The sequence below is a fragment of the Pedobacter sp. genome (assembly GCF_965279535.1).
Classification (GTDB): Bacteria; Bacteroidota; Bacteroidia; order Sphingobacteriales; family Sphingobacteriaceae; genus Pedobacter.
Genome location: NZ_OZ257244.1, coordinates 3,876,494 through 3,891,962 on the forward strand (window position 1 = coordinate 3,876,494; position 15,469 = coordinate 3,891,962).

Sequence of the window (15,469 nt, forward strand, 5' to 3'; positions counted from 1 at the left end):
ATAAATAAATCAAAAATTAATTTAAAAACTAAAAATGAAAAAAGGAATAATTGTCCTATTAGCAGCCACTGTGGGTTTAGCAGCGTGTAACAGAGAGAAAAAAGGTGCAGGAGGTTTGTTGTACACCGTTCACCACTCAGATGGTAAAGAAAAAATTAAAGAAGGTGACATTGTTAAACTGAATTTTATTCAAAAAAACCAGAAAGATTCAGTTTTAGCAAGTACTTATGATAACGAAATGCCTCAGGTATTTCCAGTAGCTAAAAAAATGTATGCTGGCGATATGAATGATGTATTAACCATGTTTGGTGAAGGTGATAGTGCAACTTTTAAAATTGACTTGGATACCATGGCTTTTTACAGCAAACAGCCTAAACCAGAGCAATTCAAAAATGATAAATACCTGGTTTTTACAGTTAAAGTAGAGAAGGTTTTCAAAAAAGATGCTAAAGAGGCAGATTCAACTTTCAGAAAAAGAGCTGGTGAATTCTTCCAAAAAGACTATCAGGAATCTATCGCTAAAAAGAAAGGTGCTGAAGAAGGTAAAATCAAAGCTTACGTTGCAGATAACAACTTAAAAACAACTACAACCCCAAGTGGTTTACAATACATCATTTCTGCTCCGGGTAATGCTGAGCGTGTGGTAGAAGGCGATACGGCTACTGTAAACTATACTGGTTCTTTAACTAAAAAAGACGCTAAAGGAAAATATCCGATTTTCGATACGAGCGACGAGAAATTAGCGAAAGCTGAAAACAAATTCCAACCGGGAAGACCATATGGCCCAACTAAAATGGCTGTTGGTGGTACTATCCCTGGTTTTACCGAAGCATTAAAATTGATCGGAAAAGGCGGTAAAATTAAAGTGATTATACCTTCTAAATTAGGATATGGAGAGCAAGGCGCAATGCAAGCAGGCATTATGCCTTATAGCCCAATCGTTTTTGATTTAGAAATTACTGATATCAAAAAAGGTACAGCGCCTCAACCTGTGGCAGTTCCACCTACAAAATAGTAAAATCGAAATGATTTTAGCGCCCCGTTCCATCAGGAACGGGGCTTTTTAGTTTTTAGATTAAACAGTTTTATTTACAACACCTGTACGATTAAATATTATTATTGTTTGCCTGTTAATATAAAACTATATTTGGCATGCTTTTTAAGCAGGAGTTTAGAAATTTTAAAAGAAAAAATGAAAAAGGGTATTATAATTTTGTTCGCAGCCAGCCTGGGCTTAACTGCTTGTAATAGATTTGAAAAGGGTGAAGGAGACATGGTTTACAAGATCTACAACAGTGAGGGGAAACCAAAAATCCAGGAGGGTGATTTTGTAAAACTAAATGGAATTCAGGTAATTGAAACCAAATCGAATGGAGATTCAACATTGGTTAATACCTATGATAATGAGCGTCCGGCCTTCTTTCCAATCAGTAAATCGATGTTTAAAGGTGATATGGTTGCTGCGCTTAAGCTATTGGGCGAAGGAGATAGTGCCGTTTTCAAATTGAATTTGGATTCAATGGCGAAGTATTCAGGACAGCCAAAACCTACAGGTGCGAAAGATAACTACGCAACTTTTACAGTAAAAATCGAAAAGGTTTTACATAAAGTAGCCAATGAGGCCGATTCTACTTTTGAAAAAAAGAAAAGAGATTTCTTTGAAACGGAGTATAAAGCATTAATTGCTAAAAATAAAGCAAGTGAAGCAACAAAAATTTCCAAATATGTGGCAGACAATAATCTCAAAGTAACAACTGCAGCCTCAGGATTACAATATGTTATTGAAACGCCGGGTAATGCCGAAAGAGCTTCAATTACTGATACAGTAGTAGTAGACTATACCGGGCAGTTTACTAATAAAAAAGCTGATGGAAAACTGAATGTTTTTGATACTTCTAACGCTAAAATTGCTAAAGATGCCGGAATCTATTCGCCAATGGCACAATATGCACCACGATCCATGCCTTTAGGTCAATTGGCACAAGGTTTTATAGAAGGTGTTCAAATGATTGGTGTAGGTGGTAAAATCAAAATGATTTTGCCTTCTAAATTAGGCTATGGTGAAAATGGTGGTGGACCAATTAATCCATTTACACCATTGGTTTTTGATGTAGAACTAAAAGGTATCAAAAAAGGAACGGCCGGTGCTACCCAACCTTTAAGTGCATCACCTAATACAAAATAGGATTAACATCTATTTTTTAAACGCCAACCGGTAATTAATTTTTATCGGTTGGCGTTTTTTTATGGATAAGGGTTTACGGTGATGCTAAATATTTGTTAAATTGGCTTAACAAACTTTTCATCCCCCTCGCATGCTCTTCAAATCTCTGTCCTGTCAAAAGTATAGTCTTTTGCTTTTGGTCAGTTTACTGCAATTTGCAACACCTGTTTTTGGCCAAAACCAAGCACAGGATACGATGTATGTAAATACGTTGATAGATCAGGTACCTGCTTTAATGAGGAGTAATGAGCTAGAGGCCAGAAAAAAAATGGCTATCATTGCCAAATTATCTGATCAGTTAAATTATAAGCATGGGAAGGTAGAAAGCGCATTCTTTAGGTCCTGGTTGCAGTACAGACATAGCCCCGCAGATGTTTGCATTGCCTCTATAGACAGTGCTTTGAAGCATATTCAGGAAATCGCAAAAGATCCTGCTGAAATTAAGTTCTATATTCTAAAAGGGCAATGCTATGTAAAGAAAACCCGTTTCGATTTAGCCGTGGCCAGTTTTAATGTTGCTTTAAAAATCGCTGAGCGGAAGCAGGACATTGTAAACAGGAATGGCGCTTTGATAAGTATCGGATGGGCATATATGGAAGATGGAAAACCCAAACAGGCCATCGGGTTCTTTAACGAAGTTTTGTTGCTCAATCCAGAGGCAGATTATCCGAACCGGGCAACGGTAATGTGCAATATAGCCTCCTGCTATAACATGTTGGGTAACTATAAATTGGCAGCAGAAAAGGCTCTTTTAGGAATTGAATCAGCCAGAAAAACCTCAAGTATGACTGATTTGGCTAATGGTTTAAATATTTTGGCCCGAAGTTATTACCAAAGAGGTAAGTTTACAGCAGCTATTGACCATTTGCATGAAGCCAGTAAGGTAAGGATGCATGTTCAGGATCCGGCGATGCTGGCAAGTGATTATTTGGAGCTTGCGGATGTTTACTTGAAGATCCATCAAACCCAGCAAGCTATTCTTTATGCAAAGAAGGCAGAGAGCATCAGTTTTGGCAATAAAATCGAACTTAAGCTTCAGGCTGCATATGAAACCCTGGCCAATAGCTACCGCAAAGTGGGTGATTATAAAAATGCGGCCTTGTATTTTAAAAAACTCATTTCCCTTAAAGAGCATATCAGCACCGGAAATTATAGCAAGGCCCTCGCAGAGTTACAAGTTAAATACGATTCGGAAAAGAAGACTTCTGAAAATCTTAAATTAAAAAAGGAAAATCTGGAAAATAAGCTGAATATCAGCAATAAGCAAAGGTGGCTAACCATACTCATTGCCGGTTTGTTGTTGGTTGTGGCTTCTGGAATTTATGTGTATTTCCTCATTCAAAATAAGTATAAGGCTAAAAGAGCTGAAGAAAAGGTTATAGAGCAAAGACAAAGAGCTGTTGCTATTCTGGAAACAGAAGAGAATGAGCGAAGAAGAATTGCAGGCGATTTACACGATGGCGTGTGTCAAACTTTAGCCGCAATATCCTTTCAGTTAAAAAAGGCCGTAAAAGATGGGAATGACTTTGAAAAAGTAGATGTTTTGATCGATAGGGCAGGAGATGAAGTTAGAACAATATCGCATCAAATGACGCCGGAACTGTTGCGGCAAGTTGGCTTGGTTAAAGCAATAAGGTATGGAGTGGATCAATTAAATGAAGCAGAAAGCGGCATTCATTTTTCTTTTTATAATCATGTAGAATTTGAAAACATTAATGAGGTGTTGGGGGTTGTAGTGTATAGATCATTCCAAGAGCTAATCAATAATGTGTTGAAGCATGCCAAAGCCCGTAATGTCAGCATTCAATTAATCATTAGTGAAGATGAAGTGCTGTTGATGGTGGAGGATGATGGAAAAGGTTTTGATAAAAATAATGGAAAATATGGATTAGGATTGAGCAATCTGGAAAGCCGCATAAAAATTTTTGATGGTAACCTTACTTTGGATTCGACCACTAATAAAGGAACAACAGCCATTCTGAAACTTACCCCCATTAAATTGATAACAGAACCGAAATACACAGACGCTTAAGGTTATGGAAAAAATTAAAGTTTTTTTAGTGGATGACCATGACATTTTAATGGATGGGATTGAGGCGATATTACGCGACTCAAAGAAAATCACTGTTGTTGGTAAAGCTAATGCTGTGGATATGGCCGAGCAGTACATTAAAGTAAAAATGCCTGATCTAGTGATTACTGATATCAGTTTGGGTGTGAAATCCGGAATAGACCTGACCAAACACATCAAGAAACACTATCCAGGTATGAAAGTAATTGCACTTTCGATGCATGATGATTTTTTTAACATGTCGGCCATGATGAAAGCAGGGGCATCCGGATACTTATTGAAAAATGTTAAGAACGGAGAGCTTAACAAGGCTATTGAACAGGTCATGCAAGGGGGCACTTATATTCAGCAATCTATTTCTGCAAAAAATGGCTTTCATCGTGAAATTATAAACGAAAAGGTCAATAACCTTTCTCCTCGGGAAATCGAAATCATCAGGCTCATTGCGAAAGAATTTACCTCTGCAGATATTGGAAAAATGTTATTTATTTCTGAGCACACTGTAGAAACTCACCGGAAGAACATCTGGCGAAAAACAGGGGTTAAGTCAATTATTGGCTTGCTCAACTTTGCGCATGAAAACCGCCTGTTATAATAAAGAATTATGAAATCAAAAAATATGGGATTCCCTGTTTGATCAGGAAATCCCATATAGTGTTATTAAGCCTGAGCTTCTAAATATTGGGCATAACAATAGCCTTCTTCACCATCGTTGGTTCTTACCAGCCACCACAAGTCATTGCTTCTGTTAACTAATGTAATAACTTCTCCATGTGCGGCTTTGCCCACAATGGGCTGATCCGTACCTGGTCCTTTTCTGATGTTTAAGTTGCTACTTTGCGTAATTACTTTTGCATGTGTAACTGCTGCGTCAACAGATACATTTACATTCAACACTAAATCGCCAGAAGCAAAGTTTGGATCTATTTGGTTGTATACCTCCCATAACTGATCCTTTGCAGCGCCATCGGCTGCAGTACCATCGATGTATAATACTCCATCCTGTTCCCTAACCGCTAAGTCGGTAATTCCGGCTGCAACAGCAGCATCTGTCAATCCTTTGTATTTATCTTGAAGTGCCATGTTGTACTATTTTACGGTTAATTTATTTTCTATTTTTTTAGGTTTCAAAGCACTTAAATGTTGCATAAGTGTAATCAAACCAGATTTTTCAATTGTTCCTGTTAATGTTACCACACCATCCTTTACATCTGCTTTAACCGTAGGGAAATCTTTAGCAGCATCAGCAACGTTCTTAATTAAGGTATCATCAGCAGCAATTACCACTGGCTTATCCACCGTAATAATGGTTAAATTGTTAAGCACAGATTTAACACCTTTTTCTTCTTTGGCGATTTTCTCTGCACTGGCTTTTGCCGCTTCATCCAATACCTGTCCTGTGAGGGTTACCTGCCCCTTTTCTACAGCAACAACAATACCTGCAGGTTCTTTTGCCTGAATGGCAGCCTGAATCGCGGAATCTTTAGGCTTACAGCTCGCCAAAAATATGGTGGCCGCAATAACTAAAGACATTAAAAATTTACTTTTTTTCATGCTTTTATGTATTTGTTTAATAATAGGCACACTGAGAAACTAGCATTGTGGGGAGACTTCTAGTTTCTTAATTAAACGAGGATGATATGTTTTAACTAATATAGGAAAAGAGATTAACTAATGGAAATATAAAAATAGTATCGAGAAGAAAGTATTAAGTAGCAAGAATCTAGAATCAAGAATCAAGTATGGAGAATCAAGTATTAAGATGGACGATTGCAGGATATGCACCTTGTCCAGGTACTAAGGACTAATTACTAAGTACTGATCGGAAAATTGTTTAGTCGTTTAATCGTTGAACTGTTTAATTGAGGCCTGCGAACCGGCTTATTGTTTTAGTTTTCAGTATCGAGAATCAAGTATAAAGATGGACGATTGCAGGATATGCACCTTGTCCAGGTACTAACGACTAATTACTAAGTACTGATCAAAGTTGCTTAACTGTTGTAAACCAGCTTATTGCTTTAGTCTTTGTTCCAGGTTTTAAACGGTGTAATCGTTAAATTAGAGTTGTAATATTTTTGGTCATGTGTTACCTCCTGATCAATCCATTCCGGAAGTTCAAAGCTTTCATCCTCACTGATTAATTCGATTTCGGCAACCACCAGGCCTTCATTGTGACCTAAGAATACATCTACTTCCCAAACTTTATTGCTGTGCTCAATTTCATATCGGATTTTAGAGAGTTCAGAACCAGAAAAATCATTCAGCAGTGCTGTAGCTTCTTCATGTGGAATCTCGTATTCGAATTCCGTTCGTGTTGCACCTACATTTTTACCTTTGATCGTTAAAAATCCTTTAGTTGATGTAGTTCTAACCCGGATAGTTTTATCAGGATCGGTAAGCAAATAACCTTGCCTGAAATTTTTTCCAACGGGTTTAGTTAAGGTAGACCATTTATGATGATCTACCAGAAATTTCCGCTCAATTTCTTTACCCATTATTTCGTTCTTTTCTGTAAATCTGAAACCGGAATGCTGATTAATCTACCTACAACATCTTTTCCACGGTAGGTGATGATGCGCATCATGCTGGCGTCTTTAGGCACCTGTAATGCAGTAGTGTATTTAGGATAGAAGCGATCAGGTGAAGAATTGTCGAAGCTATAGTAAATGTCAAGGCCATCAATTTCAGGAGTTAAATCTACCATCAGTTGTCTGTCAGCACTTCTTCTCACATTAATAATAGGATCGTAAATGGCTGGCGAATATTTAGTTTCTGCCTGGTCTAATCTCTTAAAATGTTGTTCTGTTCGATCAATAAAATTGGTCCAGTTTTTTTTGTCAGCAGGACTCCATACGGATTCAGAAATGGCAAATGCCCTTGGCCAGATCATGTATTCAACCTGGCGGATATTGTAAACCTGCTCTGTCCATAAATTAGCCTGCCCACCAATTACATATTGTGGATTTACACTGGCCGGAACAGGATTAAACTGATAAACTTTATTTAATCGCAATGAAGCGTAAACCCGGGGCTCGGTACTCACATCTGCTTGCATATAATCCAGGTAAGCGAAATCAGTAGGGCTCATTACTACGTTATGCTTTTCATTTGCGGCTTGAATGCCGTATTTCATGCCTCTCCAGCTCATTACAGCTGCTGTTGGTGAAACGCCACCTTCTAAAATTTCGTCCCAACCCATAAACTTTTTGCCTTTGGAAATGACAATTTGCTCCACACGTTTTTCGAAGTAGGCTTGTACTTGCGGTATGGTTTTTAGGCCTTCACGCTGCATCAACTGTTTTACCTGTTCGTTTTTCTCCCAAAAATTGTGGGGCGCTTCATCTCCACCCATGTGGATGTATTCGAATGGGAAAAGTTGTGCAACTTGCGTTAAAACCGTATCTAAAAAGGAATAAACCTTTTCGTTTGCCGGACAAAGCGTATTATCTACTAATGCTAAAGGCGGCGCACCACGGCTCCAGTCCATGATTTTCTCTCCTGAACGCACCTTATAATTAACAGCTTCTGGTGTACAGGAGAGCTCAGGGTAAGAAGCAATCACGGCTAAACTGTGGCCGGGAACATCAATTTCAGGAAGAATGTTTACAAAGCGATCCTGGGCATACTGCACCAATTCTTTTATATCTTCTTGAGTATAAAAACCACCGTAGGTACGTGGTTCATTTGCTGCAGGTGGTGTGAAATCTCCAAAAGTGCCTACTTTTTTAACACTCCAGGCGCCTACTTCAGTTAGTTTGGGTAAGCCCTTAATTTCAATTCTCCAACCCTCGTCGTCCGTTAAGTGTAAATGTAAAAGGTTAAATTTATAGCGTACCATGGCATCTATAAACTGTTTTACTTCTTGTTTGGTAAAGTAATGACGTGCAACGTCAAACATTAATCCTCTCCAGCCTAATTTTGGATAGTCAATGACGTCCACACAAGGCGCTTTCCATTTTACGTTATTGACAAGTTCCTTACTTTCAATCTCTGATGGGAACAATTGGATAAAGGATTGTACCCCATAGAAGATTCCTGCCGGCTTGTTGGCTGTTATAACCACTTGGGTGGGATTAACATTAAGTTTATAGCCTTCTGCGCCAAGTTGCGCATCTTCCTGGCTATTTAATATTAATTTGATAGTAGGGTGATTAGCCTGGGTTACTGTACTTACAAACTTGCCTGTGGCTGTTGTAATTCTTTCAGATAGGAAAGCTATGGATTGTTTTAACCCTTCTTTCCTGGTCGTGAGGATACTTACATTCTCTGGTAAAGTAAAGGAACCAGCTTTTTTAAGCACTGAAACGGGTTCAGGTATGATGGCTATTGGGGTTTGCACCATTTCAGTTTCAGCTTCACCAATCTCTGGTTCACTTACTATGGTTTGGGCGTTAGAAGTTATGGCGAAAATGTAGAAGGGAATAATCAGGAATAATTTTTTCATTAAATCGTAAATTACGGTTCTCTCGAATGGAATTAATCCGCAATTTATTAAAAAAAGGTCTGATCATCAAATGTAGCGCGAGCCTGTTGTTAGTTAACCATTCATTACGACTTTATTCCACCCATCATATTGATCTCCAAAAATCTGTAACGGATTTCAGGTAGTAGTAAATTGCAATAACCAATCTTTCGCTTTTACATCGTTAGTAAAAGATTTCATTGGGATTGGGGGCTTTTGAAATTTAAACAGAATCGACATTATCAGCTGCGATAAACCTGGTTTTGCCACCATTGCCATAGCCGTATAAACATTTGGTAATTGTTCAGTGGAGAATTTTCTCGTTTCCTTATCTGGAACAGGCGAATTGCAGAGATAAATGAGCAGAGGTACCTTTTTATCTGCTGTAATTTTTTTTACTAATGAGATGTTCGAACTAATATTGGAAACTGTGCGCTTTATACTTTTGGAGTAAGCATACAAAATACCGCTTTCATCATATCGATAATCTGCAATTTCACCTTCAATAAAATGCTCTGGTTGTGTCATGTAAATCGTATAAATGTTAGTTAAATCCGTTGCTCAAAATTATGTGGCTGAGGATTTATGTGCAATACGTCTAAATTAGTGAGTTATCCCCTTAAATGATATCCTTTAGGCTTGGTAAACGCCCGTAATCCCAGGTGAGATAAAGTAGCGCCAATACCAGAATGCTTTCGTCCGCTCCAGGGTAGGGCAGCGCTAACACGGTCGCAACAGTTCCAATAACCCGATCCTGAGTTAATTTGCGCAAGGATGTGCTCCGCTCTTTCTTGTTTAGCCGTATAAACCGAAGCTGTTAAACCATATTCGGTATCCTGCATCAATGCCAATGCTTCATCATCGTCTTTAACTTTCATAATGCCGATAATTGGTCCAAAGCTTTCCTCTTTCATTACCAGCATAGTATGATCTACATTGGTTAGAACAGTTGGTTCAAAATAATAACCTTTATTTGAGGTATTTTGACCACCGTTAAGCAATTTTGCTCCTTTTTTAAGCGCATCGCTCACTTGATTTTCAAGTACAGCAATCTGATCTTTTCTGGTGAGTGCAGCCAAATAAACCTCGTCAGTTGGAAGCCCTTGTTTCCAGCTTTTTACTTCTTCCACGAACGCAGCCACATACTCGTCGTAATTTTTTTCATGTACATATATGCGCTCAACAGCACAACAGCTTTGTCCGTTATTATAAAAAGCACCATCAGCAGTTGCAGCAGCAGTACCTTTTACATCAGTAACATCTTCAGTAATATACAAAGGGTCTTTTCCTCCTAATTCTAACTGACACGGGACCATTTTTGGAGCTACTTTCTCGTAAATGTACTGGCCTGTTTTATAAGATCCTGTGAAGAAATATCCCTGAAAAGGTAAGTCCAATAAAGCATCTCCAACATTTTTACCCCCAATGGCCACTTGAAAAGCATCATCGGATACACCAGCTGCTTTCAGCAGTTTTTCTATTTCAAGCCCGGTAAGGGTGGCATATTCTGAAGGCTTGTACATTACAGCATTGCCACTAAGCAGTGCCGGAATAAAAACATTTACACCAACAAGATAAGGGTAATTCCATGCCGAAATATTGCAAACCAGTCCAAGAGGCTCGTATTTAATGATCTCTTTCAAGCCCGGCTCATCAATCATCACTTCATCTGAAAGAAATTTTTCGGCATTTTCCAGCATCCATTTAATGCGGTTTCTGGCTCCATTTATTTCGTTTCTGGACTGTTGCAAAGGTTTTCCAACCTCATTGGTTAAAATTAATGCAAGATCCTCTATCTGTGTAGCCAGTAGCTGACTAAAAGTGAGGAGTATCGCAATTCTTTCTGGCAGACTTTTTTTTACCCATGCCTGTTGCCCTTTTCGCAATACTTCTAATTTATCAGCTAAATTTTGAGGGCTATCTTCCTGTAAAGTGGTAATGATTTCCTCGGTGGCGGGATTGATGACGTTCATATTTATCATTAAAAAACGGAATGAATTTAAAAATTGCCTGCATTCAATTTAACGGCATGGATAAAAGCTTCATGTAAGTTTTTGCTAAAAGGGCTTTGCTGATCTTTCAGCCTTTCGGGATGCCATTGTACAAAGCATAAAAAGGATTTTCCTTCCGGATGAAGCCTTTCCATGGCTTCTACCACACCGTCTGGAGATAGGGCGCTGGCAACCAATCCCTTACCTGTTCTATCGGTGCTCTGGTGGTGATTGCTATTTACCAATCCTTTATCTGTATTTACAATCTGACTTAACCAGGAAGAAGGATTGACTACAATTTCATGGTATCGATCAGTATTATTAGGCATTTTGGCATGATTAAACTTCCCCCAGGTGGGGATGTCTGGAATTAATGTACCACCAAAAAACACGTTGCCTACCTGGATACCTCTACAGATCCCTAAAACGGGGATACCATGCTTTTCGGTATAATCCAGCACTTTAAATTCAAACTCATCACGTTGCTCATCTATATCATCCTCATAACAATATGGATAATATTCTGGCAGCTGATAAAAACGCGGATGTACGTCTTCGCCACCGGTTAGTACAATACCCTGGCATTTCTGGATTTCATCAAAATTATTGAGTTTATAACCCAATTGAATAACTTCAACCTGTTTATTATAAGATAAAACCCAATCTCTGTAAATATCAAATTTGCTACAATCGGTTACACCGATAATTATTTTATCATTCATCATCTGTTAAAGCGCGCTTAAATACAAAGCTTTAAAATCTTCCCGGCTTACAGGTTTGGGATTATTGGGATGTGCGAAATCTGCAAATGCCAAATCTGCAAGCGTTTCTATATGTTCATTACGAACGCCAATATCGCTCAATTTGTGTGGAATATTAACTTTCGAATTCAAATCGAACAGATATTTTACAACGGCTTCGCCATTTTCTTCTTTCAGATCCAGTGCCCGGGCAATTTTTGTAAAACGATCTTCAAAACCCTTTATGTTAAATTGCATACCATAAGGAATGTTTATGGCATTGGCCAGGCCATGATGGGTATCTAATAACGACGAGAGTGGGTGAGCAAGAGAATGAACCACACCTAAGCCTTTCTGAAAAGCTATAGCGCCCATCATCGAGGCCATGAGCATCTTACTTCGGCTCGCTAAATCCGGATTATTGGTTGCAGTTTCAAGCGAGTCTTTAATCAGTGAAATCCCTTCAAGTGCTATCCCATCACACATGGGATGAAAGTTTTTGGCTAAATAGGCCTCCATATTGTGTGTTAAAGCATCCATACCCGTTGCTGCGGTAATAAAAGGCGGTAAATCCAGGGTAAGTTCAGGATCAGCAAAAACAATTTTCGCCATTAATTTAGGCGAGAAAAGAATCTTTTTTTGATGAGTTTCATCATCTGCAATGATGGCACTTCGCCCTACTTCACTACCCGTACCTGAAGTAGTTGGAATAGTAATGAAATGTGGAACATCATTGGTTACATAAATATCTCCCCCAATAAGGTCATCGTATTTAAAAAGGTCTTCCCGATGATTTACCCTCAACACGACAGCTCTGGCAACATCCAGTGCGGCACCCCCACCAATACCTATAATGCTATCGCTTTTGGTGTAATCCCAGGCATCTGTTCCTTTGTAAACATCACTTTTTACCGGGTTTTTATGAATGTCACTGAAAACTTCAACTGAAATGCCTTTATACCTTAAATCTTCAACGATTTGTTTAAAAAAGGGAAGTTGGGCGATGGTTGGATCGGTTACAATTAAAGGAGCGGTTAACTTGTTGTTTTGAAGATAGGCTGCAAGCTCTTTTACCGCCCCGGCGCCAAAGCGAATGGTTGTTGGAAAATTGAACTGGTGGATGCGATCAAATATCATGGTGTAATTTGTTATTGACTATCATTTATATAATTTCTAAATACCGTTTCAACTCCCAATCGGTTACGGCCTTTGCATATTGCTTACATTCCCATTCGCGGGTTGCAGTATAATGTGCTACAAATTCTTCGCCCAGCAGCGTTTTAGCCAGTTCAGAATTTTTCATTTTTTGGGTAGCTTCAAATAGATTTCTCGATAAAACCCCGTTGGATAAATCGGTATATCCATTGCCCTGGGTTGCAGGTTGCTCCAGGTTAAGTTGATGCTGTACACCGTATAATCCGGCTGCCAGGCAGGCCGCCATGGCCAGATAAGGGTTGGTGTCTGATCCTACAATGCGGGTTTCCAGGCGGCTGGCTTTTTTACTGCCAGGCAAAGCCCTTAAAGCGGTGGTTCTGTTATCGATGCCCCAGGTTACAGTGGTTGGTGCCCATGCACCCTCAACCAGGCGTTTGTAACTGTTTATAGTTGGCGCAATTAAGGGCAGGATATGTGGCAGACAAAATAGCTGGCCCGCGATATAGCTTTTCATCACAGGACTCATGTTGTGTTCATCAGTCTCATCATAAAAAAGATTTTTTTGATTATCAATATCCCATAGGCTTTGGTGTACATGGCCGCTACATCCTGGAAGTTGCTCATTAATTTTCGCCATAAAAGTGGCTATAATGCCGTGCTTGTAAGCTATTTCTTTAACGCCTGTTTTGAAAAGCACGGCCTGGTCTGCAGCGATTAAGGCTGGTGCATATTTAATGGCAGCTTCATACACACCTGGCCCCGTTTCTGTATGCAGCCCCTCAATGGGGATGTCAAATTTATTTAATAAGTCGAAAAGATCGGTCATGAACTCATTTTTAAGTGAACTCCTTAAAACAGAGTAGCCAAACATTCCCGGGCTTAGTGGCTTCAGATTCGTAAAACCTTTTTCATTTATAGATTCAGGTGTTTCAGCAAAATTAAACCATTCGAACTCCTGGGCAAAGAGGGCTGAAAAGCCTTGGTTTTGGGCAGAATTGATGACCTTTTTCAGGAGTTGCCTCGGACAAACATCATTCGGCTTTTCCTGGTCATCAATAAAATCACCTAAGAAAAAAGGGATTTCACTTTCCCATGGGATTTTACGGAAAGTGTTCAGGTCTATTTTTACCTGAGCATCAGGATACCCGGTATGCCAACCGGTGTATTTTACATTGTCATAAGCTACGTCATTGGCATCCCATCCAAAGGTTACATCACAAAAGCCCAGGCGTCCTTCAGCTAAAGCGGCAAACTTTTCTGCTGATACATATTTCCCTCTTAAAATCCCATCAATATCGGCCACCGCCAATTTTACTTTTCCTGAGGGATGGTTTTTAACGTAGTCCAGAATTTGTTGTGTTGTAGCCATTATTCTGCCTTTTTAAATATTTTATACAAAAGAAATATGCCCAAAACAATGCCCAGATAAATTAATCCTAATTTAAGATTATATATCAGCATTGCGATGAAAGAAATAAAAGCAATAAGCAAGGCCAGTATAGGGAAGAGCGGGTACATCGGAACCTTGAAAGGCCTTGCTAAGTTGGGTTCAGTTTTTCGCAGTACCAATATCGATATCATGGAGATGATGTAGAGTGAAAGTGCCCCAAACACAGAAATTATAATAATTTCGGCTGTTTTGCCAGTTAACAAGGCAATTATGCCAATTACCATATTGGCCAATAGAGCATTAACAGGAGTTTGAAAACGGGATGAAATTTTCCCTAAAAAGCCTGGTAAGCTCCTGGATTTTCCCATTTCGTAAGTCGATCGTCCGGCTGCTAATACCAGCCCATGAAATGATGCTACTAAACCAAACAAGCCTACGGTAATTAACAAATGATACATGAGGTTATTGTCTCCAGTGATGATCGAAAGGGCAAGCGGAAGTGGTGAATCTGATGTTTCTCCTGATTGGCCATTTTTGTAGACGATAGCTTCCCAGCCAGCAATGCCAATGCTGGAAATAAACACCAAAATACAGAGTACCACCAAAGTAAATATGCCCCAGCCAAAACCCTTACTGATATCTCTTTGGGGATTTTTGGTTTCTTCAGCAACGTTGGCCACCCCTTCAATACCTAGAAAGAACCAGATGGCAAATGGGATAGCTGCGAAAACGCCACTCCAGCCATTGGGAAAGCTGTTGTGCACCAAGTTACTGAACTGGAATTTTGGCAGGGTAATGCCCGAGAATAAAAGTAATTCGCCTACGGCCAGTATTGTTACCAAAACTTCAAATGAAGCAGCTGCTTTTACACCATAAATATTTAGCGCCGTAAACAAAAAATATACCGCTATGGCGCTGGTTAAAATGGGTATGGAGGGAAAAAACGCATTGAAGTAAGCACCAATTGCAAAGGCGATGGCAGGTGGTGCAAAAATAAACTCAACCATTTGTGTAATACCTGCAATAAAACCAATATTTTTCCCTAAAGCCTTATTGGCGTAATCAAAAACACCTCCAGCTTTGGGAATAGCACAGGCCAGTTCAGCATAACTGAAGCTAAAAGCAATGTACATAATCATTACCGATAGGGTGGCAATACACATGCCCAATGTTCCGCCCTTTTCGAGACCGAGGTTCCAGCCAAAATACATTCCCGATATCACATAGCCTACACCTAGTCCCCATAACATAAAAGGGGTAAGGGTCTTTTTTAGTCCGTTTGTTTCTGCCATACTGGTCTGAACAATTATAGGTGAATAATAATATTCTGCTCGGAAATGATCGCCACTGAAAACTGAACAAACCTAAAAATGGTGCTCTTGCGTTTTGGTGACGAATTATATATTCGGTATTGGTTGGTTAATTTAACGATATTT

At 39.2% G+C, this 15,469-nt stretch carries 14 protein-coding genes; 4 read left to right on the forward strand and 10 right to left on the reverse strand.

The annotated features are described in order from the left end of the window. The first annotated feature begins 34 nt into the window (after positions 1-34). The 4 genes from ACQY77_RS15730 (at position 35) to ACQY77_RS15745 (ending at position 4,890) form a co-directional block, all read left to right on the forward strand. Positions 35-1,015, forward strand: a complete 981-nt coding sequence (locus tag ACQY77_RS15730; protein ID WP_421941209.1) for an FKBP-type peptidyl-prolyl cis-trans isomerase — start codon at positions 35-37, stop codon at positions 1,013-1,015. Positions 1,016-1,192: 177 nt separating this feature from the next. Then, positions 1,193-2,185 (forward strand): FKBP-type peptidyl-prolyl cis-trans isomerase, encoded by a 993-nt coding sequence (locus ACQY77_RS15735; RefSeq protein ID WP_421941208.1) that lies wholly within the window; start codon positions 1,193-1,195, stop codon positions 2,183-2,185. 130 nt (positions 2,186-2,315) lie between these two features. Further along, positions 2,316-4,256: a tetratricopeptide repeat-containing sensor histidine kinase gene (locus tag ACQY77_RS15740; RefSeq protein ID WP_421941207.1), complete on the forward strand. Its 1,941-nt coding sequence runs from the start codon at positions 2,316-2,318 to the stop codon at positions 4,254-4,256. Positions 4,257-4,260: 4 nt separating this feature from the next. Beyond that, positions 4,261-4,890 carry a response regulator gene (locus ACQY77_RS15745; protein ID WP_421941206.1) on the forward strand — a complete coding sequence of 210 codons (630 nt, stop codon included), beginning with the start codon at positions 4,261-4,263 and terminating at the stop codon, positions 4,888-4,890. A gap of 65 nt (positions 4,891-4,955) precedes the next feature. Here ACQY77_RS15745 and ACQY77_RS15750 read toward each other — a convergent pair whose 3' ends face one another. The 10 genes from ACQY77_RS15750 to eat form a co-directional block, all read right to left on the reverse strand. Continuing rightward, the gene (locus ACQY77_RS15750; protein WP_421941205.1) at positions 4,956-5,378 is read right to left on the reverse strand and encodes an SH3 domain-containing protein; all 423 of its coding nucleotides are present in this window, start codon (positions 5,376-5,378) and stop codon (positions 4,956-4,958) included. 6 nt (positions 5,379-5,384) lie between these two features. Continuing rightward, positions 5,385-5,849, reverse strand: a complete 465-nt coding sequence (locus ACQY77_RS15755) for a BON domain-containing protein (protein WP_421941204.1) — start codon at positions 5,847-5,849, stop codon at positions 5,385-5,387. Between the two features lie 464 nt (positions 5,850-6,313). Further along, the gene (locus ACQY77_RS15760; RefSeq protein WP_421941203.1) at positions 6,314-6,790 is read right to left on the reverse strand and encodes a CYTH domain-containing protein; all 477 of its coding nucleotides are present in this window, start codon (positions 6,788-6,790) and stop codon (positions 6,314-6,316) included. Then, on the reverse strand, positions 6,790-8,739 hold the full coding sequence (locus tag ACQY77_RS15765) for a beta-N-acetylhexosaminidase (protein ID WP_421941202.1): 1,950 nt from the start codon (positions 8,737-8,739) through the stop codon (positions 6,790-6,792). Before ACQY77_RS15765 ends, ACQY77_RS15760 begins: the two co-directional genes overlap by 1 nt. A 156-nt stretch (positions 8,740-8,895) precedes the next feature. Beyond that, entirely contained in the window at positions 8,896-9,285 is a 390-nt protein-coding gene (locus tag ACQY77_RS15770; RefSeq protein ID WP_421941201.1) for an STAS/SEC14 domain-containing protein, read from the reverse strand. An 83-nt stretch (positions 9,286-9,368) separates the two neighbouring features. Next, entirely contained in the window at positions 9,369-10,730 is a 1,362-nt protein-coding gene (locus ACQY77_RS15775) for an aldehyde dehydrogenase family protein (protein ID WP_421941200.1), read from the reverse strand. Between the two features lie 26 nt (positions 10,731-10,756). Continuing rightward, entirely contained in the window at positions 10,757-11,473 is a 717-nt protein-coding gene (locus ACQY77_RS15780) for a gamma-glutamyl-gamma-aminobutyrate hydrolase family protein (RefSeq protein ID WP_421941199.1), read from the reverse strand. A gap of 3 nt (positions 11,474-11,476) precedes the next feature. Next, positions 11,477-12,625: an iron-containing alcohol dehydrogenase gene (locus ACQY77_RS15785; RefSeq protein WP_421941198.1), complete on the reverse strand. Its 1,149-nt coding sequence runs from the start codon at positions 12,623-12,625 to the stop codon at positions 11,477-11,479. Between the two features lie 25 nt (positions 12,626-12,650). Continuing rightward, complete coding sequence (locus ACQY77_RS15790) at positions 12,651-14,012, reverse strand: glutamine synthetase family protein (protein WP_421941197.1); 1,362 nt, start codon at positions 14,010-14,012, stop codon at positions 12,651-12,653. Further along, on the reverse strand, positions 14,012-15,325 hold the full coding sequence (eat, locus tag ACQY77_RS15795; protein WP_421941196.1) for an ethanolamine permease: 1,314 nt from the start codon (positions 15,323-15,325) through the stop codon (positions 14,012-14,014). Before eat ends, ACQY77_RS15790 begins: the two co-directional genes overlap by 1 nt. Between the last annotated feature and the right edge of the window lie 144 nt (positions 15,326-15,469).

Coding starts and splice junctions, on each gene's coding strand:
- ACQY77_RS15790 (WP_421941197.1), bottom strand. CDS start 14,012: ATGGCTACAACACAACAAATTCTGGACTACGTTAAAAACCATCCCTCA.
- ACQY77_RS15780 (WP_421941199.1), bottom strand. CDS start 11,473: ATGATGAATGATAAAATAATTATCGGTGTAACCGATTGTAGCAAATTT.
- ACQY77_RS15750 (WP_421941205.1), bottom strand. CDS start 5,378: ATGGCACTTCAAGATAAATACAAAGGATTGACAGATGCTGCTGTTGCA.
- ACQY77_RS15740 (WP_421941207.1), top strand. CDS start 2,316: ATGCTCTTCAAATCTCTGTCCTGTCAAAAGTATAGTCTTTTGCTTTTG.
- ACQY77_RS15735 (WP_421941208.1), top strand. CDS start 1,193: ATGAAAAAGGGTATTATAATTTTGTTCGCAGCCAGCCTGGGCTTAACT.
- eat (WP_421941196.1), bottom strand. CDS start 15,325: ATGGCAGAAACAAACGGACTAAAAAAGACCCTTACCCCTTTTATGTTA.
- ACQY77_RS15770 (WP_421941201.1), bottom strand. CDS start 9,285: ATGACACAACCAGAGCATTTTATTGAAGGTGAAATTGCAGATTATCGA.
- ACQY77_RS15785 (WP_421941198.1), bottom strand. CDS start 12,625: ATGATATTTGATCGCATCCACCAGTTCAATTTTCCAACAACCATTCGC.
- ACQY77_RS15765 (WP_421941202.1), bottom strand. CDS start 8,739: ATGAAAAAATTATTCCTGATTATTCCCTTCTACATTTTCGCCATAACT.
- ACQY77_RS15755 (WP_421941204.1), bottom strand. CDS start 5,849: ATGAAAAAAAGTAAATTTTTAATGTCTTTAGTTATTGCGGCCACCATA.
- ACQY77_RS15730 (WP_421941209.1), top strand. CDS start 35: ATGAAAAAAGGAATAATTGTCCTATTAGCAGCCACTGTGGGTTTAGCA.
- ACQY77_RS15760 (WP_421941203.1), bottom strand. CDS start 6,790: ATGGGTAAAGAAATTGAGCGGAAATTTCTGGTAGATCATCATAAATGG.
- ACQY77_RS15775 (WP_421941200.1), bottom strand. CDS start 10,730: ATGAACGTCATCAATCCCGCCACCGAGGAAATCATTACCACTTTACAG.
- ACQY77_RS15745 (WP_421941206.1), top strand. CDS start 4,261: ATGGAAAAAATTAAAGTTTTTTTAGTGGATGACCATGACATTTTAATG.